22 protein-coding genes are annotated in these 26,408 nt (G+C 73.7%); 11 read left to right on the top strand and 11 right to left on the bottom strand.

Annotation, left to right across the window (positions count from 1 at the left end):
- Positions 1–38: 38 nt before the first annotated feature.
- Together greA and IE313_RS12475 are read right to left on the bottom strand one after the other, a co-directional pair.
- Positions 39–536, bottom strand: a complete 498-nt coding sequence (gene greA, locus IE313_RS12480) for a transcription elongation factor GreA (protein WP_189931293.1) — start codon at positions 534–536, stop codon at positions 39–41.
- A gap of 339 nt (positions 537–875) precedes the next feature.
- Positions 876–1,325: a DUF4307 domain-containing protein gene (locus IE313_RS12475; RefSeq protein WP_189931291.1), complete on the bottom strand. Its 450-nt coding sequence runs from the start codon at positions 1,323–1,325 to the stop codon at positions 876–878.
- A 205-nt stretch (positions 1,326–1,530) separates the two neighbouring features.
- Between IE313_RS12475 and mca the strand changes: the two genes are divergently transcribed.
- Together mca and IE313_RS12465 are read left to right on the top strand one after the other, a co-directional pair.
- Positions 1,531–2,412 (top strand): mycothiol conjugate amidase Mca, encoded by an 882-nt coding sequence (mca, locus tag IE313_RS12470; RefSeq protein ID WP_189931289.1) that lies wholly within the window; start codon positions 1,531–1,533, stop codon positions 2,410–2,412.
- On the top strand, positions 2,405–2,656 hold the full coding sequence (locus IE313_RS12465) for a hypothetical protein (RefSeq protein ID WP_189931287.1): 252 nt from the start codon (positions 2,405–2,407) through the stop codon (positions 2,654–2,656). Before mca ends, IE313_RS12465 begins: the two co-directional genes overlap by 8 nt.
- A 138-nt stretch (positions 2,657–2,794) precedes the next feature.
- Here the strand turns inward: IE313_RS12465 and IE313_RS12460 are convergent, their stop codons facing one another.
- Positions 2,795–6,025, bottom strand: coding sequence for a tetratricopeptide repeat protein (locus IE313_RS12460; RefSeq protein ID WP_189931285.1), 3,231 nt, complete (start codon positions 6,023–6,025; stop codon positions 2,795–2,797).
- Positions 6,026–6,261: 236 nt separating this feature from the next.
- On the opposite strand from IE313_RS12460, the gene IE313_RS12455 reads away from it, so the two are divergent.
- A complete protein-coding gene (locus IE313_RS12455) occupies positions 6,262–8,319 on the top strand; it encodes a thioredoxin domain-containing protein (protein WP_189931283.1) in 2,058 nt (685 codons plus the stop codon).
- Positions 8,320–8,378: 59 nt separating this feature from the next.
- On the opposite strand, the gene IE313_RS12450 is transcribed toward IE313_RS12455, so the two are convergent.
- The 3 genes from IE313_RS12450 to trhA all read right to left on the bottom strand — a co-directional run bounded on the left by IE313_RS12450 (position 8,379) and on the right by trhA (position 10,795).
- Positions 8,379–9,107, bottom strand: a complete 729-nt coding sequence (locus tag IE313_RS12450) for a Mut7-C RNAse domain-containing protein (RefSeq protein ID WP_189931281.1) — start codon at positions 9,105–9,107, stop codon at positions 8,379–8,381.
- Between the two features lie 143 nt (positions 9,108–9,250).
- Positions 9,251–9,943, bottom strand: a complete 693-nt coding sequence (locus IE313_RS12445) for a TetR/AcrR family transcriptional regulator (protein ID WP_189931280.1) — start codon at positions 9,941–9,943, stop codon at positions 9,251–9,253.
- 93 nt (positions 9,944–10,036) lie between these two features.
- Positions 10,037–10,795 (bottom strand): PAQR family membrane homeostasis protein TrhA, encoded by a 759-nt coding sequence (trhA, locus tag IE313_RS12440; RefSeq protein WP_189931278.1) that lies wholly within the window; start codon positions 10,793–10,795, stop codon positions 10,037–10,039.
- A gap of 328 nt (positions 10,796–11,123) precedes the next feature.
- Between trhA and IE313_RS12435 the strand changes: the two genes are divergently transcribed.
- A complete protein-coding gene (locus tag IE313_RS12435) occupies positions 11,124–12,992 on the top strand; it encodes a phosphoenolpyruvate carboxykinase (GTP) (RefSeq protein WP_189931583.1) in 1,869 nt (622 codons plus the stop codon).
- A 40-nt stretch (positions 12,993–13,032) separates the two neighbouring features.
- On the opposite strand, the gene IE313_RS12430 is transcribed toward IE313_RS12435, so the two are convergent.
- Complete coding sequence (locus IE313_RS12430) at positions 13,033–13,479, bottom strand: SCO4983 family protein (protein WP_189931270.1); 447 nt, start codon at positions 13,477–13,479, stop codon at positions 13,033–13,035.
- A gap of 96 nt (positions 13,480–13,575) precedes the next feature.
- Positions 13,576–14,787, bottom strand: a complete 1,212-nt coding sequence (locus IE313_RS12425) for a pyridoxal phosphate-dependent aminotransferase (RefSeq protein ID WP_189931268.1) — start codon at positions 14,785–14,787, stop codon at positions 13,576–13,578.
- A 130-nt stretch (positions 14,788–14,917) separates the two neighbouring features.
- Between IE313_RS12425 and IE313_RS12420 the strand changes: the two genes are divergently transcribed.
- From IE313_RS12420 to IE313_RS12410, 3 genes are all read left to right on the top strand, one after another.
- Positions 14,918–15,595 carry an alpha-ketoglutarate-dependent dioxygenase AlkB gene (locus IE313_RS12420; protein ID WP_189931266.1) on the top strand — a complete coding sequence of 226 codons (678 nt, stop codon included), beginning with the start codon at positions 14,918–14,920 and terminating at the stop codon, positions 15,593–15,595.
- A gap of 177 nt (positions 15,596–15,772) precedes the next feature.
- A complete protein-coding gene (locus IE313_RS12415) occupies positions 15,773–16,429 on the top strand; it encodes a response regulator transcription factor (RefSeq protein WP_189931264.1) in 657 nt (218 codons plus the stop codon).
- The gene (locus IE313_RS12410) at positions 16,426–17,874 is read left to right on the top strand and encodes a sensor histidine kinase (RefSeq protein ID WP_189931649.1); all 1,449 of its coding nucleotides are present in this window, start codon (positions 16,426–16,428) and stop codon (positions 17,872–17,874) included. The genes IE313_RS12415 and IE313_RS12410 overlap by 4 nt, the downstream gene beginning before the upstream one ends.
- A gap of 287 nt (positions 17,875–18,161) precedes the next feature.
- On the opposite strand, the gene IE313_RS12405 is transcribed toward IE313_RS12410, so the two are convergent.
- From IE313_RS12405 to IE313_RS12395, 3 genes are all read right to left on the bottom strand, one after another.
- Positions 18,162–18,788: a hypothetical protein gene (locus tag IE313_RS12405; protein WP_189931262.1), complete on the bottom strand. Its 627-nt coding sequence runs from the start codon at positions 18,786–18,788 to the stop codon at positions 18,162–18,164.
- Between the two features lie 61 nt (positions 18,789–18,849).
- Positions 18,850–20,472 carry an N-acyl-D-amino-acid deacylase family protein gene (locus IE313_RS12400; RefSeq protein WP_189931260.1) on the bottom strand — a complete coding sequence of 541 codons (1,623 nt, stop codon included), beginning with the start codon at positions 20,470–20,472 and terminating at the stop codon, positions 18,850–18,852.
- A 126-nt stretch (positions 20,473–20,598) separates the two neighbouring features.
- Entirely contained in the window at positions 20,599–21,972 is a 1,374-nt protein-coding gene (locus IE313_RS12395; protein ID WP_189931258.1) for an alanine racemase, read from the bottom strand.
- A 273-nt stretch (positions 21,973–22,245) separates the two neighbouring features.
- On the opposite strand from IE313_RS12395, the gene IE313_RS12390 reads away from it, so the two are divergent.
- The 4 genes from IE313_RS12390 (at position 22,246) to IE313_RS12375 (ending at position 26,327) form a co-directional block, all read left to right on the top strand.
- A complete protein-coding gene (locus IE313_RS12390) occupies positions 22,246–23,469 on the top strand; it encodes a sugar kinase (RefSeq protein WP_189931581.1) in 1,224 nt (407 codons plus the stop codon).
- Positions 23,466–24,302, top strand: a complete 837-nt coding sequence (locus tag IE313_RS12385; RefSeq protein WP_189931256.1) for an IclR family transcriptional regulator — start codon at positions 23,466–23,468, stop codon at positions 24,300–24,302. The genes IE313_RS12390 and IE313_RS12385 overlap by 4 nt, the downstream gene beginning before the upstream one ends.
- Entirely contained in the window at positions 24,299–24,709 is a 411-nt protein-coding gene (locus IE313_RS12380; protein ID WP_189931254.1) for a RidA family protein, read from the top strand. The genes IE313_RS12385 and IE313_RS12380 overlap by 4 nt, the downstream gene beginning before the upstream one ends.
- A gap of 130 nt (positions 24,710–24,839) precedes the next feature.
- Positions 24,840–26,327 (top strand): GntP family permease, encoded by a 1,488-nt coding sequence (locus IE313_RS12375; RefSeq protein ID WP_189931252.1) that lies wholly within the window; start codon positions 24,840–24,842, stop codon positions 26,325–26,327.
- Positions 26,328–26,408 lie beyond the last annotated feature (81 nt).

The following is a 26,408-nucleotide window of genomic DNA, read 5'->3' as shown; positions in this document are numbered from 1 at the left end:
GCCGCCCCGGGGGCTCCGTCAGCGGTGAACGCGGCCGCTCAGCCCTGGTACGGCTTGGCCTCGAGGATCCTGACCGAGGCCATCTTGCCGTTCGGCAGCTCGTACTCGGCGTCCTCGCCGACCTTCTTGCCGTTCACGCCCGTGCCCAGCGGGGACTGGGGCGAGTAGGTCTCGATGTCGGCGCTCGCGTACTCGCGCGAGGCCATCAGGAAGGTCAGGGTGTCGTCCTCGTCGCCGTCGAAGGCGATGGTGACGACCATGCCGGGCTTCACCACGCCATTGTCCGCGGGGGCCTCGCCGACCTTGGCATTCTCCAGAAGCTGAGTTAGCTGGCGCACGCGGAGCTCCTGCTTGCCCTGCTCCTCCTTGGCCGCGTGGTACCCGCCGTTCTCGCGCAGGTCGCCCTCCTCGCGCGCAGCCTCGATCTTCTTCGCGATCTCGGTGCGCGCGGGACCAGACAGGTACTCCAGCTCCGCCTTGAGCTGGTTGTACGCCTCCTGGGTCAGCCAGGTGACGTTCTCGCTGGTCTGGGTCACAGGTGCTCCTCGTAGGTACTGGGAATACAAAGCATCGCCCTACCCATGAAGCATGTTCCTCGACGGGTGGGCGAAACCACGAGCCTAACAATTCCCTCGACGAAGAGGGAGGACATAACGCATCAGAATACCGCCAACCCAGGTCATGGGCGGTCGGGGAACGTATGGGTCCGGTCGTGGCCGTCCGTAGAGCGGCGGTGTACCAGTGGTGCCCACGGCCGGGGCCGCGGTAAACCGGCCACGGGCGGTTCCGGTGGCCCGGACGGCGTGAAGCGGGCGTGAGACGGCGCCCGGTCGTGAGCCGCACCCCCGCATACGGAAGGCAGGAAGGCGCGGCGGTCAGTCGGCGTGGCAGCCCAGCAGCTCCGCGTCGGTGCCGCGGGCCGTGGTGCGCAGGGTGACCACCTTGTCGAGGCGGCCCGTGTGCTCGTCGAAGCGGAAGTCCGCGCGACCGACCTCGGTGCCGTCCGGGGACTGCGAGCGCAGGGTGCAGTAGCCCTTGGCGCCGGCGTCCTTGTGCACCTCCAGGTGCGCTTCCACGGTGCTGTCCGAGACCACCTTGAACTTGATCAGCTCGGCGCTGATCTTCTGACCGGCGATATAGTCGTAGCCGGCCCACCCGACCACTCCGAGCAGGGCCACCCCCAGGACCGAGCCCACGATCCGCAGCCTCCGGTCGGCGCGGCGGCCCGCGGGCCGACCGTAGCGCCCCTCGGGCAGTCCGGCGGTGCCACCGGACGCGCCCGTTGCCGGCCGGCCTTCCGACGGCTGCTCGCGGACCACGCTCATGATCGTCCTCCAGGGCAGGGACGGGGTTCCGGAATTATCCGTCCCCCGATTCGGTCACTATAGAAGCGCCCGCACGTCACCCGACCACCGCCCCGCACGACGTCCTGTCGGACGCAGCACCATGATCCGCCGCCTGCCGACCGCAGGTCTTGCCGGGGGAGACCCATGTATCGCGATGAATCGACTAATCAACGAGGATCGAGTCTTGACTGAGCAGCTGCGACTGATGGCCGTGCACGCCCACCCCGACGACGAGTCGAGCAAGGGCGCGGCCACGATGGCCAAGTACGTGTCCGAGGGGGTGGACGTGCTGGTCGTGACCTGCACGGGCGGCGAGCGCGGCTCCATCCTCAACCCCAGGCTCCAGGGTGACGCGTACGTCGAGGAGCACATCCACGAGGTCCGCAAGAAGGAGATGGACGAGGCGCGTGAGATCCTCGGCGTCCGGCAGGAGTGGCTGGGCTTCGTGGACTCCGGCCTGCCGGAGGGGGACCCGCTGCCCCCACTGCCCGAGGGCTGCTTCGGCCTGGAGGACGTCGACAAGGCCGCGGGCCGGCTGGTCAGGTCGATCCGCGCGTTCCGGCCGCAGGTGATCACCACCTACGACGAGAACGGCGGCTATCCGCACCCGGACCACATCATGACCCACAAGATCTCGGTGGTGGCCTTCGACGGTGCCGCGGACACCGAGAAGTACCCGGAGGAGGAGTTCGGCCCCGCCTACCAGCCGCAGAAGCTCTACTACAACCAGGGCTTCAACCGGGCACGCACGGTCGCCCTGCACGAGGCGATGCTGGCGCGCGGCCTGGAGTCGCCGTACGAGGACTGGCTGAAGCGGTGGGACGAGTTCGAGCGCAAGGAGCGGACGCTCACCACGCACATTCCGTGCGCCGACTTCTACGAGATCCGTGACAAGGCGCTGATCGCGCACGCCACGCAGATCGATCCCGACGGGGGCTGGTTCCGGATCCCGCTGGAGCTGCAGAAGGAGGTCTGGCCGACGGAGGAGTACGAGCTCGTGAAGTCCCTCGTCGACACCTCCCTCCCCGAGGACGACCTGTTCGCGGGCATCCGCGACAATGCCTGATATGAGCGCAAGCGCAGGCATGGCCGTCACGCATCTCGTGCCCCTGGCCCAGGAGGTCGACCAGAACAAGGTGACCCCCGGCGTCCTCGGCTTCATCGTCTTCGCGGTGATGGCCCTGGCGGTCTGGGGCCTGATGAAGTCGATGAACCGCCACATGGGCAAGGTGGACTTCCAGGAGTCCCCCGAGGCGAGGGACGAGGAGCCGCGGAACTCCTCGTCCGCGCCCGAGCCCCGCCGGGGCTGAGGACCACCGGGACCGAGGACCACCGGGACCGAGGACCACAGGGGCTGAGGCCCGGTCCACCCCGGCCAGGGGCGCGGACTCCCCGCGCCCCTGGACAGGTGCGCGCCCGAGCCCCCGCCTGGCCGGCCCGCCGGGGCACTAGCCACCGTCGTCCGCCCGCACACCCATGACCTGCCGCGCCTGCCGCCCCGGCACCATCCGCAGGCGCCATGCCTGCCAGCCCGCGGCCAGGTCGACGCCGCGGTCCAGCAGGACGGCGTACGCCTGGACGCAGTCCTCCAGCGAGGGGTCGCGGGCCGGATGCGGGGCGCGATCCAGCAGCGCCAGCTCCTCCTGGGCCACGGCCGTGCCGATCTCGACCCCGCCCGGCGAGGCGTACGGCAGCAGGGTGCAGCGCAGGAAGCGGGCCCAGTCGCCACCGCGCAGGTCCCCGTAGGAGGCGAAGAGCTCCGCCGCCTCGCCGCACAGCGCGAGCGCCTGCGGGGTGCGGGCGTTGCCCGCCTCCACCACCGCGAGCTCCAGACACGTCCACGCCTCGCCGTGCGCGACCCCGATCCGTCTGAAGTCGGCCCGCGCGTCCACCAGCAACTGGCGGGCGAAACCGCTGTTGAGGAGCGACCCGGTCTGCGCCGCCCGCTGGTCCCTGGTGGCCCGTGCCGAATGGTGCCGGGCGCAGGCGAGCCCGTAGACGTCCCGCATCCGCGAGAACATCGTCCGTGACCGTTCGAGATCGCGTACCGCCGGGTCCAGGTCGCCGGCGTCCTCCAGCGCCTGGCCGAGGTAGTAGGTGCTCCAGGCCGCACCGCGCGCGTCCTCGTTGTCCCGGTGCGCGGCCGCCGCCTGGCGCAGCCCCTCGACGGCGGCGCCCGCGTCGCCGGCGACGAGACGCGCGCGGGCGAGCTGCGTCAGGGCCCATGCCTCGCCGCGCGGATCGCGGGTGCGCCCGTACAGCTCCAGGGCCTCGCGCAGCTCCGTCTCGGCGCGCGGCACGTCACCGAGGCGCAGAAGGGTCTGCCCGAGCTGGAAGTGCGTCCAGGCCAGGCCGTGCACCGACTCGCTCGCCCGGTGCAGCTCCAGAGCGCCGGTCAGCAGGTCCAGCGCCTCGCGCGGCCGGCCGAGGTCGCGCAGCACCGCGGCCAGCGCGTGCAGCGTCCAGCCCCGGTCGCCGGCCAGCGCCTGCGGCGCCTGGAGCGCCAGCGCCTCCCGCAGTTTCTCCTCGGCGCCGGTCAGGTTGCCCTGGTGGTGCAGCGTGATGCCGAGCGAGCCCAGGGCCCGGGCGGCACCCGCCTCGTGGTGCGCCTCGAAGTACAGGTCCACCACCGAGGCCAGGGTGGTGCGCGAGGTGTCCAGCTCGCCGACCTGCCGGGCCGCGATACCGGTGCGCCACTGCACGCTGCGGCCCAGCAGCCCCCGGTCGACGGACTGGGTGAGCTCACTGATCTCACCGAGCCGGTACAGGTCGCCGCGGAGCAGGCAGTAGTCGCACAGCGCGCCCAGCAGGTGCAGCACCGCCGCCTCGTCCACGCCCTCCGCGTGCCGCAGCGCGGCCGTGATGAAGCTCGACTCGTCGTCCAGCCAGCGCAGCGCCGCCTCCAGCGAGGCGAAGCCGTGCGGGCCCATCGCGTCCGCGTGGAAGGCGGCGTCCGCGCGGGTCGACGTCCTGCCGTCCACCAGCCGGATGACCGAGTCGGCCAGCTCGGCGTAGTTCACGATCAGCCGCTGCTGCGCTGCCGTGCGCTCCGCCGTCGTCTCCTCGTCCCGCAGCCGGTCCCGCGCGAAGGCGCGCACGGCCGTGTGCAGGCGGTAGCGGCTGCCGCGCACACGGTCGAGCAGGCTCGCGGCGGCCAGCGCGGAGAGCTGCTCCCCGGCGGTACTCTCGTCGGTGGCCAGCAGTGCCGCGGCCGCGGCCGCGCCCAGCGACGCCCGGCCCGCGAGCGCGAGCCGCCGCAGCAGCCGCCGGCCGCCCTCCGGCTGCTCGGTGTAGCGCAGCCACAGCGCCCGCTCGACGGGGCCCACCGGGCCGTAGGCGCCCAGCTCGTCGGCGAGCTGCCGGGCGGTACGCGGGCCGAGCGAGGATCCCGCGATCCGCAGCGCGAGCGGCAGCCCGCCGCACAGCTCGCTCACCCGCTCGGCCGCCTCGGCGTCGTAGGGCCCCGGGTCGTCAGCGGCCGACGCGCGCAGCAGCTCCTCGGCGCCCGCGGCGTCCAGCGGCGGCACGTGCAGCCGGTGCACCCGGGCGTGCAGGTCCCCGGGCAGCGGGAACGCCTCGCGGGTGGTGACCAGGACCAGGCTCTCCGAGTGCTCCGGAACCAGCGGGCCGATCTGCGCGGCGTCGCTCGCGTCGTCGAGCAGCAGCACCACGGGCAGGCCCGTCAGGTGCCGCTGGTACAGCTCGGCCAGCCGCCGCACCTGGTTCCCCTGCTGCTCCTGGGAGGGGCGGTCGCGGAAGAGGAGCTGCTCACGGGGCGCGCCGAGCCGGTTCAGCAGGTGGAGCAGGGCGTCCCGGGTGGACAGCGGTGCCGTGTCGGGCCCCGCGCCCCGCAGGTCCACCACGCACGCGCCGCGGAACTGGTCCTTCAGCGCGTCCGCAGCACGCACCGCGAGCGTGCTGCGCCCGGAGCCCGGCTCGCCGTGCAGCAGCACCACCACCGGCCGGGTCCCCGGGGCGGCCCGCGCCGCGTGCACCCACTGCGCGATCTGCGCCAGCTCCTGCCGCCGCCCGGTGAACGGGCCGCTCGCCCGGGGCAGTCGGGCGAGCGACTGCTGGAGCACGGTACGCCGCCTGGCCGCCGCGCTCTTGTCGGTGCGGCGCAGCCGGGGCGCCGCCCGCTGCGCGGAACCGGAGGCCGCGGCCAGCATCCGCTGCTGGTCGAGGAACGGGCGGATGCACCGCACCTCCAGAGCCGTCAGCCACTGGAGCCGCAACTGCTCCGCGCCGCCCGGCTGGTGGAGGGCGGCGGCCTGCCGGCTCGCGGCCGGCAGATGGGCGGCCGTCACCCTGGCGACGGTGGCCGCGGCACCCACCAGGGCGACCACGGCACCGACGCCCAGTGCGGTGCCGGTGCCGGTGCCCGCCGCGAGGTCCGCGACGCAGGCGGTGAGCGCCGTGGCCGCCGTGACCGCCAGCGGCGTCGACGGCTTCCCCTGCGCGAAGCGCCGTCGGAAGGTCAGCCGCCCCGCCTCCGCCTCGTCGAGAGCGCGGAGGTAGGCCGCGTACTCCTCGGCGGCCGGCTCGGCCAGCGCCTCCAGCGCGCCGCGCGCCCGGCTCAGCAGCACTCGCTGGTCCACGTGCGCGCCAGGCCGGCGCGCCTCCTCCTCCACGGCCCGTACCAACAGCCGTTCCGCATCGGCACGGTGATCCTCGCGCATGACGTGTCCCCCTCCGGCCGCCACCCCTGTCCGACCAGTGTCGTGCCGGACGGCGGCGGGCGCGAGGGCCGTCACGCGGTGGTGTTGCGGCCGGCGGCCCACGCCCTGACCGCGCCCGGACGCGGCCCCGGGCCGCCGGTTCCCGCACGGCCCCGGACCGCGGCCCCGGCCGCGGGCGTGCGGCACGCCCCGGCGGAGGTCGCCCACTCGGCCGCCCCATGCGCAAGGATTGACGTATGCCTAACCGACTCGCCCAGGAAACCTCCCCCTACCTCCTGCAGCACGCCGACAACCCCGTCGACTGGTGGCCCTGGTCGCCGGAGGCGTTCGAGGAGGCGCGGCGCAGAGGCGTCCCGGTGCTGCTGAGCGTCGGGTACGCGAGTTGCCACTGGTGCCACGTGATGGCCGGCGAGTCCTTCGAGGACGAGGAGACGGCCGCCGTGATGAACGAGCACTTCGTCAACATCAAGGTGGACCGCGAGGAGCGTCCGGACGTCGACGCCGTCTACATGGAGGCCGTGCAGGCGGCGACCGGCCAGGGCGGCTGGCCCATGACCGTGTTCCTCACCCAGGAGGCCGAGCCCTTCTACTTCGGCACGTACTTCCCGCCCGCGCCGCGGCACGGCATGCCCGCCTTCCGGCAGGTGCTCGAAGGCGTCTTCCAGGCGTGGGACGAGCGGCGCTCGGAGGTGACGGACGTCGCCGCGCGGATCGTCAGGGACCTGGCGGGGCGCGAGGCGATGTACGGCGCGGCGGGCGAGGGGCGGCCGCCCGGCGAGGAGGAGCTGGCCCAGGCACTGCTGGGCCTGACGCGCGACTACGACCCCTCGTACGGCGGTTTCGGCCGGGCGCCCAAGTTCCCGCCGTCCATGGTCATCGAGTTCCTGCTGCGCCACCACGCCCGCACCGGTGCGGAGGGTGCGCTCCAGATGGCCGCCGACACCTGCGGGCAGATGGCCCGCGGCGGCATCTACGACCAGCTCGGCGGCGGGTTCGCCCGCTACTCGGTGGACGGCGAGTGGGCGGTGCCGCACTTCGAGAAGATGCTCTACGACAACGCCCTGCTGTGCCGCGTCTACGCCCACCTGTGGAGGGCCACCGGGTCCGCCATGGCCCGGCGGGTGGCGCTGGAGACCGCCGACTTCATGGTGCGCGAGCTGGGCACGCAGGAGCGCGGGTTCGCCTCCGCGCTGGACGCGGACAGCGACGACGGGAGCGGACGGCACGCGGAGGGCGCGTACTACGTCTGGACCCCGGCGCAGTTGCGCGAGGTGCTCGGCGAGGCGGACGCGCAGATCGCCGCCGACTACTTCGGGGTGACCGAGCAGGGCACCTTCACGGAGGGCCCGCCCGGCACGTCCGTGCTGCAACTCACACAGGCCGAGGGCGTCTTCGACGCCGCCAGGATCGCGTCCGTGCGCGAACGGCTGCTGGCCGCGCGGGACCGGCGGCCCGCGCCGGGACGGGACGACAAGGTGGTCGCGGCCTGGAACGGCCTGGCGATCGCGGCGCTGGCGGAGACCGGCGCCTACTTCGACCGCCCCGACCTGGTCGAGGCCGCGGTGGCCGCGGCCGACCTGCTGGTGGGCGTGCACATGGACGACGGCGCGCGGCTCGTGCGGACCTCCAGGGACGGCAGGGCGGGTACCAGCGCGGGTGTCCTTGAGGACTACGCGGACGTCGCGGAGGGCTTCCTCACGCTGGCGTCGGTGACCGGCGAGGGCGCCTGGCTGCGGCTCGCCAAAGTCCTGCTCGACCAGGTGCTGACCCGGTTCTCCGGCGAGCAGGGCGAGCTGTACGACACGGCCGACGACGCCGAGCGGCTGATCCACCGCCCGCAGGACCCCACCGACAACGCCGTGCCGTCCGGCTGGACCGCGGCCGCCGGGGCCCTGCTGGGCTATGCCGCCCACACCGGCTCCGAGCGGCACCGCACGGCCGCGGAACGCGCCCTGGACGTGGTGCGGGCGCTCGGCCCGCGGGTGCCGCGGTTCGTCGGCTGGGGGCTCGCGGTGGCGGAGGCGCAGTTGGACGGGCCGCGGGAGATCGCCGTGGTGGGGGCCCCGGACGACCCGGACGCCGGTGAGCTGCGGCGGGCCGCACTGCTGGGCACGGCACCCGGCGCGGTGGTCGCCGCGGGCCCGCCGGACAGCGACGAACTCCCCCTCCTCGCCGACCGCCCGCTCGTTGGGGGCCGCCCCGCCGCCTACGTCTGCCGCCACTTCACCTGTGACGCGCCCACGACGGACGCGGCGGCCCTGCGGGAGGCGCTGGGCGCGCTGAGCACGGGGTGAGGACTCCCGGCGGGCGGGGGCCGGCAGGCTGCCCCGTCCGCCGGCGCCCGCCGCGCCGCTCAGCGAGCGCCGAACTCCGCGACCGCGTCGTCCACGATCCGTTCGAGGCGGTCGTGGTGGGCGCCGCGCCAGTAGACGCGGCGGCACTCGGTGCACTGGGCGAAGACGTCGTACGTACGCCGGGTGCCGCCCTCCAGGAGAGCGGCGACCTCCTCCTTGCGGGCCTCGCTGAGCAGGCCGTTGCAGGCGGTGCAGCGTGTCCAGGGCCGCAGTACCGGGGCGAACCGGGTGAGGACGTCCCGCAACTGCTCGTCGGGCCGGTCGCTGTACACGAACGCACCGGCCCACAGCTCACGGCGGCGCAGCAGCCCCCTGTCCCGGCTGAGCAGCACCCGCCGCTCGGCCGCCGAGCGGCCGGCCAGCGCGGGGTCGCCGATGTCGGTGGACTCGTAGGCCGCGTCGACGCCGAGCAGCCGCAGCCGGCGCGCCAGCGTGCCGAGGTGGACGTCGAGCAGGAAGCGCAGCGGAGCGCCGGGCACGCGCTGGGGCCGTTCCACCGCCCGCACCCGGACCGACTCGCCTGCGCCCGGCACGTGTGCGGCGGCGGCCGGGCGGCCGTCCACGAGCAGCTCGCCGACCTCGGTCAGCGGCACTCCCAGTGACTCGACGACATGCCCGAGCGAGGAGACGCCGTCGGTCACCACCGCGGTGGCTCCGCGCCGCCGGCCCTGGGGCACGAAGACGCCCAGCTCGGGGGCGAGCTCGACGCGGATCTCGGGACCGTTCACGGGCCCAAGGATGGCATGCGGACGAGGCGGGAACCGCGCGGCGCCCGCCGGCGGCGGGGGGCGGGCGGGGCGCCGGGAGCACGGCCTCGTGTCCGCCCGGGGAACGCCCGCGTGTCCGCCCGGGGAGCGCCCGCGCCGGCGGCTCAGTGCGCCGGACCCCTCTCGAAGGCGGCGAGGGCCCGGTCGACCAGGTCGGGCAGGTCGTCGCGGTAGTCGTGCTCGGCCCAGTAGAGGGCCGTCTCCAGCAGGGCGCCCACCAGGCCCGTGGCGAAGACGCGCACCTCCAGGTCGTCCGCGTCGCGGCCGGTGCGGTCGGCGAGGATGCGGCAGAGCATCCTGCCGGTCGCGGACATGCCCTCCATCATCCGGGAGCGCACGGCCGGCACCTGCACCATCAGACGGGTGCGCAGCCGGACGATCTCGGGTTCGTCGTGGGAGCGGACCGCCCAGGACGAGCGCACCACGGCCCGCAGCGAGTCGACCAGCGGCTCGTCGGCGGGCCGGGCGCGCAGCTCGCCGTCCAGCAGCCGGTCGCACTCGTCGGTGAGGACGATGTCCTCCTTGGTGGGGAAGTAGCGGAAGACCGTGCTGGGCGAGACCTCCGCGGCCTCCGCGATCTGCTCGACGGTGGTGGCCTCGTACCCCTGCTCCTCGATCAGCCGGTAGGTCGCCCGGCGGATCGCCGCCCTGGTCTTGATCTTCTTGCGCTCGCGCAGCCCGGGCCGCGGGGCCCCAGCCCCGTCCCGGCCGGAGCCGGCGGCCGGGGGCCGGCCGGACGAGGTGGTGGCGCCGGAGACCGGGAAGGGACGGGAGGTGGGGGTACGTGCGGCCGTCATGGGATCATTGTCGGCCATCTGCCGGGGCAGGGGCCATGCCCGCACCGTGGGCCGGCCGGGGGCGGCCGGAGGCGGGCCGGGGTGCGGCGCCGGTCAGCCGTGCCGGTAGGCGACCAGTGAGATGCCCACGTAGTGCACGGCGAACGCGGCGAGGGTGAAGGAGTGGAAGACCTCGTGGAAGCCGAACCAGCGGGGTGAGGGGTTCGGCCGCTTGATGCCGTAGACCACCCCGCCGGCGCTGTACAGCACGCCGCCCACGACCACGCAGACCAGTACGGCGATGCCGCCCGCGCGCAGGAAGTCCGGCAGGAAGAAGACCGCCGCCCAGCCCATGGCGATGTAGCACGGGGTGTAGAGCCAGCGCGGGGCGCCGACCCAGAACACCCGGAAGACGATGCCCGCCGCCGCGGCCGCCCATATCCCCCACAGGAGCCACTCGCCCTTGGCGTCCGGCAGCAGGAGCAACGTCAACGGCGTGTAGGTGCCCGCGATGATCAGGAAGATGTTGGCGTGGTCGAGCCTGCGGAGCATGCGGCCGGCCCGCGGTCCCCAGTTGCCGCGGTGGTAGAGCGCGCTCACGCCGAACAGCAGGCAGGCCGTCAGGACGTAGATCCCGCAGGCGATGCGGCCGCGGGGGGAGTCCGCGAGGGCGGTGAGCACCAGGCCGGCGACGAGTACGGCCGGGAACATCCCGGCGTGCAGCCAGCCGCGCAGCCGGGGCTTGACCTGCTGGGGCAACTGGGACATCTGCTGGGGCAGCGACACCGGCTGCTGGGGCGGCGACACCGGCTCGCCGGGGGTGTCGCCGGCGGCCGGGGGAGTGAGGGGTGCGTCGGGGACGGGCGCAGTCATGAGCGGCATCGTACCGACGCTCCCGTAAGTGACAGATCAGTCGCAGCGTGCCAGATCGGCCGCGGCGCGGGCGGGCGCGGGACGTCACACGGACGTGTGAAGGGTCACGCTGCTCATGTGTGCGTCCCTCTGGACAGATGGGCGCATGCGACGCATGATCATATGAGTGCGGTCGGTTCCGGATGAGCGAATACGCGGGCGGGTGCATGCTCGACATGTGTCCTCCCGACGCCGCGACGCAGGTGTCCGGGCCGCTGGCCCCCTGGGCCACAACTCATGAATCCCTCACTTAGGAGCAATCGTGGCGCGCGATGCCGTCCTCTCCGAGCTGGGCTCCCGTCCTCCTGATGCCCCCGACACCGCCGGGTCCCCGTCGGCACCCCCGACCTCCCACCGGGACCTCGTCGCCTGGGTGGACGAGATCGCCGGGCTGACCGAGCCGGACCGGGTCGTCTGGTGCGACGGCTCCGAGGCGGAGTACGAGCGCCTCTGCGGGGAACTGGTGGCCAACGGCACCTTCACCAGGCTCGACCCGGTCAAGCGCCCGAACTCGTACTACGCCGCCTCCGACCCCCGTGACGTCGCCAGGGTCGAGGACCGCACCTTCATCTGCTCCGCACGCGAGGAGGACGCGGGCCCGACCAACCACTGGATGGACCCCGGCGAGATGCGGGCCATCTTCCGGGGCGAGGGCGGCCGCGGAGGCGTGTTCCGCGGCGCGATGCGCGGGCGCACGATGTACGTCGTGCCGTTCTGCATGGGACCGCTCGGCTCGCCGCTCTCCGCGATGGGTGTGGAGATCACCGACTCCGCGTACGTGGCCGTCTCCATGCGCACCATGACCAGGATGGGCCGGCCGGTGCTCGACGAGCTCGGCACGGACGGGGCCTTCGTCAAGGCCGTGCACACCGTGGGCGCCCCGCTCGCCCCGGGCGAGGCCGACGTGCCCTGGCCCTGCAACACCACCAAGTACATCTCGCACTTCCCCGAGGACCGCGAGATCTGGTCGTACGGCTCCGGCTACGGCGGCAACGCGCTGCTCGGCAAGAAGTGCTACGCCCTGCGTATCGCCTCCGTGATGGCCCGCGACGAGGGCTGGCTCGCGGAGCACATGCTGATCCTCAAGCTGACCCCGCCGCGCGGGGAGGCGAAGTACGTCGCCGCGGCCTTCCCCTCGGCCTGCGGCAAGACCAACCTGGCCATGCTGGAGCCGACCCTGCCCGGCTGGACGGTCGAGACCATCGGCGACGACATCGCCTGGATGCGGTTCGGCGCGGACGGGCGGCTCCACGCGATCAACCCGGAGGCCGGCTTCTTCGGTGTCGCGCCCGGCACGGGTGAGGACACCAACGCCAACGCGATGAAGACATTCTGGGGCAACTCCGTCTTCACCAACGTGGCCCTCACCGACGACGGCGACGTGTGGTGGGAGGGCATGACCAAGGAGCCCCCCGCGCACCTGACCGACTGGCGCGGCAACGACTGGACGCCCGACTCGGACACCCCCGCCGCGCACCCCAACGCCCGCTTCACGACCCCGGCGGCGCAGTGCCCGACCATCGCGCCGGAGTGGCAGGACCCGAAGGGCGTACCGATCTCGGCGATCCTCTTCGGCGGGCGCAGGGCCACTGCCGTACCGCTGGTCACCGAGTCCTTCGGCTGGAACCACGGGGTGTTCCTCGGCGCGAACGTCGCCTCGGAGAAGACGGCGGCGGCCGAGGGCACGGTCGGCGAACTGCGCCGCGACCCCTTCGCGATGCTGCCGTTCTGCGGCTACCACATGGGCGACTACATGGCCCACTGGATCGAGATGGGCCGCACCTCGGTGGCCAGGGAGGGCGACGAGTCCAAGCTGCCGAGGATCTACTACGTCAACTGGTTCCGCAAGGACGCCGAGGGCCGGTTCGTCTGGCCGGGCTTCGGTGAGAACAGCCGGGTGCTGAAGTGGATCGTGGACCGCCTCGACGGCCGCGGCGAGGGCGTGCGCACGCCCATCGGCATCCTGCCGAGCAGGGACGCCCTGGACACGGAGGGACTCGACCTCGGCGAGGCGGACCTGGACCTCCTCCTCACCGTGGACCCGCAGGCATGGCGGCAGGAGGCCGCCCTGATCCCCGACCACTTCCGCACCTTCGGCGACCACACCCCGAGGGAGCTGTGGGAGGAGTACGAGGCGCTGGTCCGCCGCCTGGGCTGAGGGCGCGGGGTTCCGCCGGGTGCTGCCCGGTGGGCCCCCGCTATCCGGCGGACACCTGGAGGGGGGCGGGTACCCGGGGCTCGCCGGCGGCCGCGGCGTGCGCGTCCATGCACTCGGCGGAGAGGATCGCCGCGGCCGTGTCCGCACGGGACGCCGCGACCACCAGGGCCCGACCGGCCAGCGCGTGCGCTCTGCGGTGCAGTGCCGCCGACCGCGCCCGGTCCACCGGGCCGGGGGCGGGAACGGCGACGGCCCGGGCCGGCAGGGCACCGCCGCGCAGTCGCGCGACCTGTGCGGCCAGCCGCTCGGCGGCGGTGTCGAGCCCGGCGTCGGGCGCCAGTGCCCGCAACTCGTCGGTGACGGCGAGCAGTGCCGCCAGATGGCCCGCGAGCTGGATGTCCAGCTCCTCCTCGCGGGAGCGGTGGGGGAAGTCGGCACGGGCACCGGCGATCGAGTGGACCGACTTGGAGCGGATCGGCTCGTACATGGGGGATGCCTTCCTGTGCCACTGACAGGAAACCATCCTACATTGGATTTCGTCTAAAGTTGAGTCCGGTCCCGTCCGGCGGCCGTGCGGCCCGGGTCAGGGCTGTCCGTATCCGTCGAGGAACGAGCCGATCCGGGTCACCGCGTCGGTGAGGTCGGCGGTGGTCGGCAGGGTGACCACGCGGAAGTGGTCGGGCTCCGGCCAGTTGAACCCGGTGCCCTGGACGACCATGATCTTCTCGGTGCGCAGCAGGTCCAGCACCATCTGCCGGTCGTCCCTGATCTTGAAGACCTTGGGGTCGAGGCGCGGGAAGAGGTAGAGCGCTCCCTTGGGCTTGACGCAGGTCACGCCCGGGATCTGGGTCAGCAGCTCGTAGGCCGTGTCGCGCTGCTCGCGCAGGCGGCCGCCGGGCAGCACCAGCTCCTTGATCGTCTGCCGGCCGCTGAGCGCCGCGACCACCCCGTGCTGGCCGGGCATGTTGGCGCACAGCCGCATGTTGGCGAGGATCGTCAGGCCCTCGATGTAGGAGTCCGCGTGCGCCCGCGGGCCGGAGAGCGCCAGCCAGCCGACCCGGTAGCCGGCCGCGCGGTAGGCCTTGGACATGCCGTTGAAGGTGAGGGTGAGCAGGTCGGGGGCGACGGCGGCGGTGGGGATGTGGGTCGCGTCGTCGTACAGGATCTTGTCGTAGATCTCGTCGGAGCAGATGAGGAGGTTGTGGCGGCGGGCGATGTCGGTGAGGCCGCGCAGCACCTCCCTGTCGTACACGGCGCCCGTCGGGTTGTTCGGGTTGATGATCACCAGGGCCTTGGTGCGGTCGGTGACCTTGCGCTCCACGTCGGCGAGGTCCGGCATCCAGTCGGACTGCTCGTCGCAGCGGTAGTGCACGGCGGTGCCCCCGGAGAGGGAGACCGCGGCGGTCCACAGCGGGTAGTCGGGAGCCGGGACCAGCACCTCGTCGCCGTCGTCGAGCAGGCCCTGCATGGCCATCACGATCAGCTCGGAGACGCCGTTGCCGATGAAGACGTGCTCCACGTCCGTCTCCACGCCCAGCGTCTGGTGGTGCATGACCACCGCGCGCCGGGCGGCGAGCAGGCCCTTGGCGTCGCCGTAGCCGTGTGCGTCGCCGAGGTTGCGGAGGATGTCCTCCAGGATCTCCGGGGGGCACTCGAAGCCGAATGCGGCGGGATTTCCCGTGTTCAGCTTGAGGATGCGGTGACCTGCGGCCTCCAGACGCATCGCCTCCTCGAGCACCGGGCCCCGGATCTCGTAACAGACGTTGGCGAGCTTCGTCGACTGGATCACCTGCATGCCGCAACTTTACGGGGGCGTAACGGCGAGCGCCGCGTGTTTTGGGCAACGCGAGGCGTTCGGGTGACGCCCGGCGGGCCCGGGCGTCGAATTAGATCAGTTGTTCGGATTGCGTCGTACGCTTGTCCGTATGTCCGCACCGCACCAGGGGCGGGAACCGCACGGGCCCGGTGGCCCGGGCGACCGCCTCGCACTCCAGGGCTCGCTCTTCGACCAGGGCGAGGACATCGGGCTCGGCACGCTCGCCGGGGTCCGCAGGACCGTGCTCGGCGACGGTGCCTGGATCGACCTGCTGCCGGGCTGGCTCACCGGAGCGGACGCACTCTTCGAACGGCTCGCCGAGGAGGTCCCCTGGCGTGCCGAGCGCAGGAGGATGTACGACGACACGGTCGCGGTCCCGCGCCTGCTCGCCTTCTACGACGCGGACGACCTCCTGCCGCATCCCGTCCTGGAGGAGGCCAGGACCTCGCTCTCCCGGCACTACGCGCCTGAGCTGGGCGAACCCTTCGCCACGGCCGGGTTGTGCCTGTACCGCGACGGCCGGGACAGCGTCGCCTGGCACGGCGACCGCATCGGGCGCGGCTCGCGGGAGGACACCATGGTCGCCATCGTCTCCGTGGGCGCGCCCCGCGACCTGCTGCTGCGCCCACGCGGCGGCGGCTCCTCGATCCGCCGCCCGCTCGGCCACGGCGACCTGGTCGTGATGGGCGGCTCCTGCCAGCGCACCTGGGAGCACGCGATCCCCAAGACCGCGCGGGCCGCCGGGCCGCGCATCAGCATCCAGTTCCGGCCGCGCGGGGTGCGCTGACACGGTTTCCCCGCGGGCCGCGGCTTCCCGGGGCGCTCGCCCGTCCGGGGCACGCGCCCCGGGCGGCGTGTTATGCCGCCGTTACGGCCGGCGTGGCAGGGTCGTGCCGGGCGGAACGCCGGGGCGTGCGGGCATGCGGGGCATGCGGGCGTGCAGGGACGGGAAGGGGCGGAGCGCGTGCGGGTACTGGTCGTCGAGGACAGCGTCGAACTGCTGGAGATCGTGGCGCAGGGGCTTCGCGAGCAGGGCTTTGCGGTGGACGTGGCGCTGGACGGCGCCGAGGCGCTTGAGCGGACCGCCGTCAACCGCTACGACGTCGTCGTCCTGGACCGCGACCTGCCCCGGGTGCACGGCGACGACGTCTGCCGCGCGGTGGTCGAGGGCGGCGGGCACGCCAAGGTGCTCATGCTGACCGCGGCGGCGACCATCGACGACCGGGTCGCGGGCCTGAACCTGGGCGCGGACGACTACCTGCCCAAGCCGTTCGCCTTCGCCGAGCTGGTGGCCCGCATCCAGGCCCTGGGCCGGCGGGCCCATCCGGCGCTGCCTCCCGTGCTCTGCCACGCCGACGTCATCATGGACACGGCACGCCGCACCGCCACCCGCGCGGGGCGGCCCCTCGCGCTCACCGGCAAGGAGTTCGGGATGCTCCAGGTGCTGCTCGGGGCGCGCGGCGCGGTGGTCACCAGTGAGGAGTTGCTTGAGAGGGTATGGGACGCGCACGCCGACCCCTTCACGAACACGGTCCGCACCACGCTGTCGCGGCTGCGCCGCAAACTGGGCGGCCCGGAGCTGATCGAGACGGTCACGGGCGCGGGGTACCGGCTGCGGTGAGCGGGCCGCCCCTGGCGCGCCGTGTCGGCCGGGCCCGGTTCCCGGGATCGCTGCGGCTGCGGCTGACCGCGGTGTACGGCGGCCTCTTCCTGATCGCCGGTACGGCCCTGCTGGCCATCACCTACGGTCTGGTGGCCCGGCAGATCGGCGCCCGCGCCGCCCGCCTGCCGAGGGTCGACGAGCTGCGCGTACCGGCGCCCGCGCTGCGGCGCTTGCTCGGCGCCGGCCGCGGCGAGACCCTGCGGGCCATCAGGGACGCCCAGCAGGGCGAGCGCGCCAACGCCCTGCACGAGCTGATGACGCAGTCCGCCATCGCCCTGGCCTTCATGACCCTGATCGCCGTCGTCCTCGGCTGGGTGCTCGCGGGCCGGGCACTGCGCCCGCTGCGTGAGATCACGGCAACCGCCCGGCGGCTTTCCACCCACAACCTGGACGAGCGGATCAACCTGGAGGGCTCCGGCGGCGAGCTCAAGGACCTCGCGGACACCTTCGACGGCATGCTGGCGCGGCTGTCGGCCGCCTTCGAGGCCCAACGGAGGTTCGCCGCGAACGCCTCGCACGAACTGCGCACTCCGCTGACGGTGCAGCGCGCCGCCATCGACGTCGCCCTCGCCAACCCCACCGAGGCGTCGCTGCGCACCATGGCGCTGCGGCTGCGCGCCGCCACCGAGCGGCACGAGCACGTGATCGAGAGCCTGTTGACGCTGGCCCGCAGCCAGAGCGGTGTGGACCGCTGCGAGAGCGTCGACCTGGCCGCGGCGGCCGGGGCCGCGCTGGCGGGCGCGGCCGCCGAGGTGCGCGGACGGGAGTTGCGGGTCGAGCGCGGCCTGGAGCCGGCGGTGCTGTTCGGCGACCCCGTCCTGATCGAGCGGCTCGCCGTCAACCTGGTGCAGAACGCGACCCGGCACAACCTCGACGGCGGCTGGCTGGGCGTGACCACCCGCGATGACGGGCACCGTGTCACCCTCCGGGTCGTGAACTCGGGCCGCGAGCTGCCGCGGGAGACGGTCGCGGAGTTGTTCAGGCCGTTTGGCAGGATGGACCAGGACCGGGTGGCCTCCGGACGTTCGGGGCCCGGCCGGGAGCCGGTCGCGGGGCGCCCGGGGGAGCGGGCGGCACCGGGTCCTGCGGAGGCGGACCGGGTGCCGCCCGGGTCCGCGGGGGCGGCGGGCGGTGCGCCGTCCGTGGCGGCGGCGCCGGCCGGCGCCGGGCTCGGACTGTCGATCGTTGCCGCGATCGCCGCGGCGCACGGCGGCACCTGCACCGCCCGGGCCCGTGCGGGCGGCGGTCTGGAGGTGTCCGTGTCCCTGCCCACCGGCGGCGGGCCGCGGCACCCGGGCCACCTGCTGCCCCACCGCCAGTCGGGCGCCGGCCACCGGGAGCGGCCGGTGCCGCCCGTGCCGGCGGTGCCGCCGTCGCCCCCGGTACCGCCGGCCAGGACCTGAGCCCGGTACCGCCGGCCCCGGGCCCGAGCCGACCGGGCCGGGGGTCGTCGGCGGGGGCGGCCGGGGGCGGGACGGTCGGATCGAGCGGCCGCCGGGGCCGGCGAGGGCCGGCGAGGGGCGTCGAGGTCATACGGTCGCCCGGTGCACCTGCCGGTGCACACGTTTGACTCCCACACCCGGTTCAGGCGCCCGGTCCGCGCGCCGGGCCCGCACGCCCGGCCCGCGTTCTCGGCTCACCCGCCCGGCCCGCACAGCGGCTCTGCCCCTCCGGCCCACCCGCCCGGCGCTCAGACGCTGGACCGGGCGCCGTCCTGCCCGCCGGGCAGGTCCCGGACGTGCGGCAGGTCCCCGAAGTGCTTGCGGAACTCCTTGCGCAGTTCCTTGAGGTCCTTCGCGTCGAGGTCCTTCGAGCCGAGTTCCCTGCCGAGCCGCTTGCGCAGCTTCTTGCGCACGTCCCCGGCGAGCGCCCGGGGCGGGTCGCTGACGGTCCGCGCCGTGCGCGTGTCGCCGTCACGGGTGCCGGTCACGGTGACCGAGTCGCCCGTCCCGACGTCCTTCGCCGCGGCGCGGCCGGACTTCTCGGTGGCGATCCTGGTGTCCTTCGCCAGGGTCCAGGTCCACTGCGTGCCGTCCGCGCTGCGCACCGTGAGGGTGCTGCCCGAGGCCGACACCACCTTGCCGCTCTGGACGTCACGGGTGGTCAGCCTGCCGGTGTCCGGGTCCTGCGCCACCGACTCGCTGTGCAGCACCCGCGGCACGTCCGGGGCGGCCGGGGCCTTGGGCGAGCCGTCGGACGACGACGGGGCCGGGGCCGGGCCCGCGCCGCCGGTCGACGCGCTCGCCGTCGCGGCGAACGCGACACCACCCGCACACAGCACGGTGGCTCCGGCCAGGGCCAGGGTCCGCTTGTCCATGGCGCATCCTCTCTGTGGTTCGGATACCGGCCAGCATGACGGACGGCGCCTAACACGGGTGTTACGCGCGGGCGCCCGTGGAACGGATCGTCCGCCCCGCCAGTACGTCCGTGCGCCGCCCGTCCTCGATCACGAAACGGCCGTCGATCAGCACGTACGGGATGCCGGTCGGCAGGGTGCGCGGGGCCGCGAAGGTGGAGCCGGCCGCAACGGTGTCCGGATCGAAGAGCACCAGGTCGGCGCGGTGGCCCTCGCGCACCAGACCGCGGTCGGCGAGCCGCAGCCGTGCGGCGGGGCGCCCCGTGAGGTGCGCGACGCACTCCGGGAGGGAGAGGACGCCCAACTCGCGGACGTAGTGGCCGAGGTAGTGGGGGAAGGTGCCGTAGGCGCGCGGGTGCGGCTTGTCGCCCTGGAGGATGCCGTCCGAGCCCCCGGTGTGCACCCGGTGCCGCATGATCTGCCGGACGTTCTCCTCGTGGCCGACGTGCTGGAGGATCGTCGTCCCGAGCCGGTCGTCGAGGAGCAGCCGGCGGGCGGTCGTCCAGGGGCTCTCCCCGCGCAGCCCAGCCGACTCGCGGACCGTGCGGCCCACGTAGGCGGCGAGCGCCGGGTCCCGGACGCCGGAGATCTCGATGGCGGCCCAGTCGATCGGCACACCGTGGCAGCCGTCCGAGCCGGTCACCTCCACGTGGTGGCGGATCCGCTCGGCGGTGCCGTCGTCGCGCAGCCGGGCCGTGATCGCCTCGGGGCCGCCGACCGAGGCCCAGCTCGGCAGCATCGACACCAGGGTGGTGGAGCCGGGCGTGTAGGGATAGGTGTCCAGGCTGATGTCGGCGCCGTCCGCGAGGGCCCGGTCGAGCAGGGCGAGCAGCTCGGGCGCGCGGCCCTCGTTCACCTCGAAGTTCATGGTGGCGTGCGCGAGGTGCAGCGGGCAGTCCGCCTCGCGGGCGAGGGCCACCATCTCCTCGTACGCCTTGAGGGCGCCCGCCCCGTAGGAGCGGTGGTGCGGGCAGTAGTAGCCGCCGTGTGCGGCCACGACGCGGCAGAGCGCGGTGAGTTCCGAGTCCTTCGCGTACATGCCGGGGGTGTAGGTGAGGCCCGAGGACATGCCGACCGCGCCCTCGCGCATCCCCGCGGCGACCAACTGCCGCATCCGGTCCAGCTCGTCGGGCGTGGCCTCGCGGTCGTCCCAGCCGACGGCGAGCATCCGCACGGTGCCCTGGGGGATGAGGTAGGCGGCGTTGACGGCGATCCCCGCGCCGTCGAAGCCGTGGTCCAGGCGGTCCAGGTACTCGCCGACGGAGCGCCAGGTGGGGGTGGTGAGCGGGTCGTCGAGCACGTCGCCGTTCCAGCCGGCGATGGCCTGGCTCACCTCGGCGAGGGTGCGGTCGTCGACGGGCGCGTACGACAGGCCGTCCTGGCCGATGACTTCGAGGGTGACGCCCTGCGCGGCCTTGGCGCTGTGGTCCGGGTCGCGCAGCAGTGCCAGGTCGCTGTGGGCGTGCATGTCGATGAAGCCCGGGGCGAGGGCGAGGCCGTGCGCGTCCAGCGTCCGGCGCCCGCTCAGCCGCGCCCCGCCCGTGCGGATGGCGGTGATCCGCCCACCGTCCAGACCGACGTCGGCCCGGTAGGGGGCACCTCCGGTGCCGTCGACGACGAGGGTGTCCTCAATGACAAGGTCCATGACGGTGCTTTCCGCGCCCAGGGGGCGCAAGGTGGAGGAAGGGGCCGCGCCTGCCGGGACCCGGGGACCGCGGTCGGTGGCCCGGTGGCCGGCGGCGGTGCCCGCAGGCGGACGGGGCTAGAAGAACTAGAAGAAGGTGCGGACGTAGTCCGTGACCGTCCCATCCGCCTCGGTGACCGGGATCAGCGCCCACTTGTCGAACGACGTGCACGGATGCGACAGCCCGAGCCCCACCCAGTCACCGACCCGCAGTCCGGCCTGTGCACCGGTGCGCAGCCAGGCGTGCTGGTCCGAGAGCTTCTCGACCGCCACCGCGGTCGCCGGCCGCTCGGTCGCGCCACTCCCGCCGGCCGCCCTGACCACCTGCGCCTCGGGCAGATCGAGGTCGTACGCGGCGTCCCGCTTCCCGGCGTTCAGGAACGCCTGGTCCGGCGACGGCCGCGAGACCACCTGCGCCCACAGCCGGAACGCCGGGTGCAGCGCACCCTCCTCCGGCACCCGGTTGAACGGGGTCACATGCCGGTAGTGGCCGTCGTCGTGCGACACGTAGGCGCCCGAGCGGAGCAGCTTGCGCACCGGCAGGGAGAGGCCGGGCAACTCGGCGAAGACCTGCGCGACCGAGTCGAACCACGCGCTGCCGCCCGCGCTCAGCACGATCTCGTCCAGTCCCGAACCGCCGAACAGCCCCGCCTCGTCGAAGTCGACCAGCAGCGCCGTCAGCCGCCGCAGCCAGTCGCGCACCCGGTCCGGTTCGGCGTTCGGCACCTCGCCCTCGTAACCGGCGACGCCCACCAGCCGCAGGGTGCCCACCGCGGCCACCGCGTCCGCGACGGCACGGCACTCCGCCTCCGTGCGGGCACCGGTGCGGGCGCCGTCGCCCGCGGCCAGTTCCACGACGACGTCCACCGGGCGCGGGGTGCCGCCCGGCGGGGGGACCGCCTCCTTCAGGACGGCGTCCATCAGCTCGACGCCGCGCACCGAGTCGACGTAGCAGATGAAGCGGAAGCCGGGGTCGGCGGCCAGCTCGGCCGCCAGCCAGGTCAGGGCGGGGGCGTCCACCACCTCGTTGGCGAGGAGGACGCGCGGCACGCCGAACGCGCGCGCCACCCGCACCTGGTGCGGCACCGCGAGCGTGATGCCCCACGCGCCGTGCTCCAGTTGGCGGGCGAAGAGCTGCGGTGCCATCGAGGTCTTGCCGTGCGGCGCGAAGGACAGGCCGTGCCGTTCGGCGTAGGTCTCCATCAGGGTCAGGTTGTGCGCGAGGCGCTCGGCGGACAGCGTCAGGACCGGCGTGGTGAAGCCGCCCGTGAAGAGGTTCCTGCGCTGGGCCGCGAGTTCGCCGACGGTCAGGCCGTCGGCGTCCGGCGGCAGGCCGCGGAAGCGGTGGTCGACGCGCTCGTCGGCGAGGCGTCCTACGGCGTCGCGGACCCTGCGCACGGCGGGGTCCTCGGAGCCCTTCGAGGCGGGGACGGTGTCACCGGCGAGGTGGTCGGACGCCATGGAGCCTCCTGCTTCGTTGCATATCGTGCAACCGTCATTGCGTATGTCGCTCACTGCTGTCTAACATCCGAGCCACGCCGGGTCAACGGAGCCCTCCGCCCCCCACGCCACGGCGGAGCCAGACGAGCGAGGAGCCCGACCACTGTGACCCCCTGTGGAGCCGCAGAACCAGAGCGCCCGCGGGACGAGCGCCCCGGCGCCGTTCCGGCCGGCGCCGCCCGCCCGGTCCCGTCCGGCGCCGCCCGCCTCGACCTCGTCACACTCGGCGAGTCGATGGTCACCTTCCTGCCCCGGGAGCCGGGCGGGCTGGCCGACGTGGCGTCCTTCGAACGGGGCATCGGGGGCGCCGAGTCCAACGTGGCCTGCGGTGTCGCCGGCGCGGGGCACAGCGCGAAGTGGGTGGGCCGGGTCGGTGCCGACGGCTTCGGGCAGCACCTGGTGGAGAGGATCGCCTCGTACGGTGTCGACACCGGCGATGTGCAGTACGACCCGCACCGTCCGACCGGCATCTACTTCCGCACGGCGGGGGAGCGCGCGCTGTCCCGTTCCGCGCCCGCAGTCCCCGCACGGCAGGGGCCGCCCGCCGCGCCGTTCGCCGAAGTCGTCTACTACCGCGCCGGATCCGCCGCGTCCGCCATGTCGCCGGCGAACATGCCGGGCGACGTCCTGCGCTCCGGTCGGATCCTGCACCTCACCGGCATCACGGCCGCACTCTCCGCGGACTGCCTAGCCCTGCTGGACGACCTCACGGCACCGGGCACCGGCCCGGGGGGCCGGGCAGGCGGGCACCGCCCGCTGCTCTCCTTCGACGTCAACTACCGCGTCGGCCTGTGGCGTGACGCCGAACGGGCCGGAACCACGCTGCTCGGTCTCGGGCGCCGCTGCGACCTGGTCTTCGTCGGCGAGGACGAGGCCGAGGCCGCCTGGGGCGTCACCGGGGGGCCCGCCGCCGTCCGCGCGGTGCTGCCCGAGCCGCGGACGCTCGTCGTCAAGCAGGGTGCCACCGGCGCCACCGTCTTCCACCGGGCGGCCCTCGGCGTCCACCGCCCCGATGCCGTCCGCCGCCCCGGCACCGCGGACAGCTCCGGCACCGCGGACAGCCCCGGCGCCGCGGACAACCCGTGCGGCGGCGCGTCCGCGGAGTCCGCCCCCGTGCGCGACACCGTCACCTTCGTCCCGGCCCTGCGCGTCGACGTGGTCGCCGAGGTCGGCGCGGGCGACGCCTTCGCCGCCGGGTTCCTCTCGGGCACCCTGCGGGGCCTGCCGCTGCGGGACCGGATCCGGCACGGGCACCTCATGGCGGCTGCCGCGCTCACCGTCGCCGGCGACCTCGGCCCCCCGCCGGGGCGCCCCCGCGCCGACCGGCTGGCCGCACTGGACGAAGCGGCGTGGGGGAGACTTCGACTCGGCCCCGGCTGGACGGAGGCGCTCGACGCGCCCGGCACCGGCCTTCCCGGACGGGACGCGGGGGCCGACGAGGAGGTGCCCGCGCCATGAGCCAGACCGTCGACCGCGCGCTGAGCATCCTGCCCCTGCTCGCCGAGGGGCCCGCCGACCTCGGCAGGGTCGCCGAGCGCCTGGGCGTGCACAAGTCCACGGCCCTGCGGCTGCTGCGCACCCTGCACGAACACGGCCTGGTCTACCGCCAGTCCGACCAGCGCTACCGCCTCGGTGCCCGGCTCTTCGCCCTCGCCCAGCAGGCCGTGGAGAGCCTGGACGTCCGCGAGATCGCGCACCCGCACCTCGTCGACCTCAACGAGAGGTGCGGCCACACCGTGCACCTCGCCGTCCACGAGGAGCACGAGGTGCTGTACATCGACAAGGTGGAGAGCCGCTACCCGGTCCGGATGTACTCGCGCATCGGCAAGCCGGTCGCCATCACCGTCGCCGCGGTCGCCAAGCTGCTGCTCGCCGACCTGCCCGAGACCGAGCGCAGGGCCCTGGCGCAGCGGCTCGACTACCCCATGTACACGTCCCGTTCGACGCCGAACGCCACCGCCTTCCTCAAGGAGCTGGCGACCGTGCGCGAACAGGGCTGGGCCACCGACCTCGGCGGCCACGAGGAGTCCATCAACTGCATCGGCGCGCCCGTCATCGGTGCGGACGGCAGGGCCGTGGCCGCCATGTCGGTGTCCGCACCGAACGTCGTGGTGACGGCCGAGGAACTGCTCACCCTGCTGCCGCTGGTGCGCCGCACCGCGGACGCCATCAGCCGGGAGTACTCGGGCCGCACCGGCTCGGGTCCCCTCCCGGACCGGGCCTTGGCCGCGTCCCCCGCGGCCGCGTCGCCCGCCCCACCCCACGCACACCCCACCGAGGACCACCCATGACCCAGAAGACCGCCCTCACCCCCGCGACCCACACCACCCCGCCCGCGAAGTTCTCCCACGGCGTCAGGAAGGGCAACATCCTCCAGGTCGCCGGCCAGGTCGGCTTCCTGCCCGCCGCCGAGGGCGTGCCGCCCACCCCCGCAGGGCCCACCCTGCGCGAGCAGACGCTCCAGACCCTCGCCAACGTCAAGGCGATCCTCGAAGAGGGCGGCGCGAGGTGGGACGACGTGATGATGATCCGCGTCTACCTCACGGACGTCGACCACTTCGCGGAGTTCAACGCGATCTACAACGGCTACTTCGAGGAGCAGAACCTGGTGGAGCCGCCCGCCGCCCGCACCACCGTCTACGTGGGGCTGCCCAAGGGCCTGCTCGTCGAGATCGACGCGCTCGCCGTGCTGGACTGAGCCGGCCGGCCGGCCCGCTCACCGCGGCCGCAGACCACACCCATGACACGGCGCGGCGCCGACCCACGGCGCCGCGCCGCGATGCACCCTGCCCATCCTCCGAAAGCCAGATGGAATCACGAGGTCCCCCATGCCGCTGTCCACCCCTGTGCTGGCCGCCGGGCCCGCGCCGCAGACCCCACCCCACACGGGTGGCCTGCTGCTCCTCATCGACGGTACGCCCGGCCTGCTGACGATCGCCGCGCTCGGCATCCTCCTGCTGCTCTTCCTGATCATCAAGATCAGGTTGCAGCCCTTCGTCGCGCTGCTCGCGGTCTCCATAGCCGTCGGCCTCGCGGCGGGCCTGTCCGTCACCGAGCTGTTCGGCACCGTTCAGAAGTCGGACGCGGTCTCGCTGATCGAGTCCGGCATGGGCGGCACCCTCGGCCATATCGCGATCATCATCGGCCTGGGCACCATGCTCGGCGCGGTGCTGGAGGTCTCCGGCGGCGCCGAGGTGCTCGCGGGACGCCTCATACGCCTCTTCGGCGAGCGGCGCGCCCCGCTCGCCATGGGCCTGACCGGCCTGATATTCGGCATACCGGTCTTCTTCGACGTCGGCATCTTCGTCCTCGCGCCGCTCGTCTACGCGGCCGCCAAGCGGTCCGGCAAGTCGATCGTCCTGTACGCCATGCCGCTGCTGGCGGGCCTGTCCATGACCCACGCCTTCCTGCCGCCGCACCCGGGCCCCGTCGCCGCCGCCGCACTGCTCCACGTCGACCTCGGCTGGATCATCCTGATGGGCGTCGTCTGCGGACTGCCGGCCGTGCTCGCCGCCTGGGTCTGGTCCGCGTGGATCGGCCGGCGGATCTTCGTGCCCGTGCCGCAGGACATGGCCGAGGCCGCCGAGGAGTCCCGGCAGGCGCTGGTCGCCGAGCAGCGGGCCGCGGGCGTCGCCCCCCAGGAGAAGCCCGTGCCGCTCGGCACCGTGCTCGCCATCATCGGCACCCCGCTGGTGCTGATCCTGCTGGCCACCTTCTCCTCCATCGTCTTCGACCCCTCCACCGGACGCTCCGTGGTGGAGTTCCTGGGCCATCCCTTCGTGGCGCTGACCCTGGCGCTCGGTCTCGCCTACTGGCTGCTCGGTCTGCGCCGCGGCTGGTCGCGGCAGTCCCTGGAGACCGTGTCGACCGCCTCGCTCAAGCCGGTCGGCAACATCCTGCTGGTGGTCGGCGCGGGCGGGATCTTCGGCGCCGTCCTCAAGGGCAGCGGTGTCGCCCAGGCGCTCTCCGACACCTTCCACGACGTGGGCCTGCCGGTGATCGTGCTGGCGTACCTGATCTCGCTCGTGCTGCGCGTCGCGCAGGGCTCCGCGACCGTCGCCATCGTCACCACGGCGGGCATCGTCTGGCCGCTGGTGGAGCACGGCGGGCACTCGCAGGCGTTCGTCGCGCTGGTGATCATGGCCATCTCGGCGGGCTCCATCTTCGCCTCGCACGTCAACGACGGCGGGTTCTGGATGGTCGCCAAGTACTTCGGCATCAGCGAACGCGACACCCTCAAGACCTGGACGGTCCTGGAGTCCGTGCTGTCGGTCGCCGGCTTCGTGATGGCGGCGGTGGTGAGCCTCTTCGTCTAGGCACGGGGGAGTGGCGCCCGGGGCCGTGGGCGCCCGCCGTGGGCGCCGTGCGCCTGACCGGCCCGACTGTCGCGAACACAG

The organism is Streptomyces sulfonofaciens (assembly GCF_014656295.1).
In the GTDB taxonomy this organism is placed as follows: Bacteria; Actinomycetota; Actinomycetes; order Streptomycetales; family Streptomycetaceae; genus Streptomyces; species Streptomyces sulfonofaciens.
The sequence above is the reverse complement of the archived record's forward strand: the minus strand, read 5'-3'. Positions and strand labels throughout refer to the sequence as shown.

Bases quoted from the DNA above. Each gene is read 5' to 3' on its own strand.
- IE313_RS12475 (WP_189931291.1), bottom strand. From the start codon at position 1,325: ATGAGCGTGGTCCGCGAGCAGCCGTCGGAAGGCCGGCCGGCAACGGGC.
- IE313_RS12465 (WP_189931287.1), top strand. From the start codon at position 2,405: ATGCCTGATATGAGCGCAAGCGCAGGCATGGCCGTCACGCATCTCGTG.
- IE313_RS12460 (WP_189931285.1), bottom strand. From the start codon at position 6,025: ATGCGCGAGGATCACCGTGCCGATGCGGAACGGCTGTTGGTACGGGCC.
- IE313_RS12455 (WP_189931283.1), top strand. From the start codon at position 6,262: ATGCCTAACCGACTCGCCCAGGAAACCTCCCCCTACCTCCTGCAGCAC.
- IE313_RS12445 (WP_189931280.1), bottom strand. From the start codon at position 9,943: ATGACGGCCGCACGTACCCCCACCTCCCGTCCCTTCCCGGTCTCCGGC.
- trhA (WP_189931278.1), bottom strand. From the start codon at position 10,795: ATGACTGCGCCCGTCCCCGACGCACCCCTCACTCCCCCGGCCGCCGGC.
- IE313_RS12430 (WP_189931270.1), bottom strand. From the start codon at position 13,479: ATGTACGAGCCGATCCGCTCCAAGTCGGTCCACTCGATCGCCGGTGCC.
- IE313_RS12425 (WP_189931268.1), bottom strand. From the start codon at position 14,787: ATGCAGGTGATCCAGTCGACGAAGCTCGCCAACGTCTGTTACGAGATC.
- IE313_RS12420 (WP_189931266.1), top strand. From the start codon at position 14,918: ATGTCCGCACCGCACCAGGGGCGGGAACCGCACGGGCCCGGTGGCCCG.
- IE313_RS12405 (WP_189931262.1), bottom strand. From the start codon at position 18,788: ATGGACAAGCGGACCCTGGCCCTGGCCGGAGCCACCGTGCTGTGTGCG.
- IE313_RS12400 (WP_189931260.1), bottom strand. From the start codon at position 20,472: ATGGACCTTGTCATTGAGGACACCCTCGTCGTCGACGGCACCGGAGGT.
- IE313_RS12395 (WP_189931258.1), bottom strand. From the start codon at position 21,972: ATGGCGTCCGACCACCTCGCCGGTGACACCGTCCCCGCCTCGAAGGGC.
- IE313_RS12390 (WP_189931581.1), top strand. From the start codon at position 22,246: ATGGTCACCTTCCTGCCCCGGGAGCCGGGCGGGCTGGCCGACGTGGCG.
- IE313_RS12385 (WP_189931256.1), top strand. From the start codon at position 23,466: ATGAGCCAGACCGTCGACCGCGCGCTGAGCATCCTGCCCCTGCTCGCC.
- IE313_RS12380 (WP_189931254.1), top strand. From the start codon at position 24,299: ATGACCCAGAAGACCGCCCTCACCCCCGCGACCCACACCACCCCGCCC.
- IE313_RS12375 (WP_189931252.1), top strand. From the start codon at position 24,840: ATGCCGCTGTCCACCCCTGTGCTGGCCGCCGGGCCCGCGCCGCAGACC.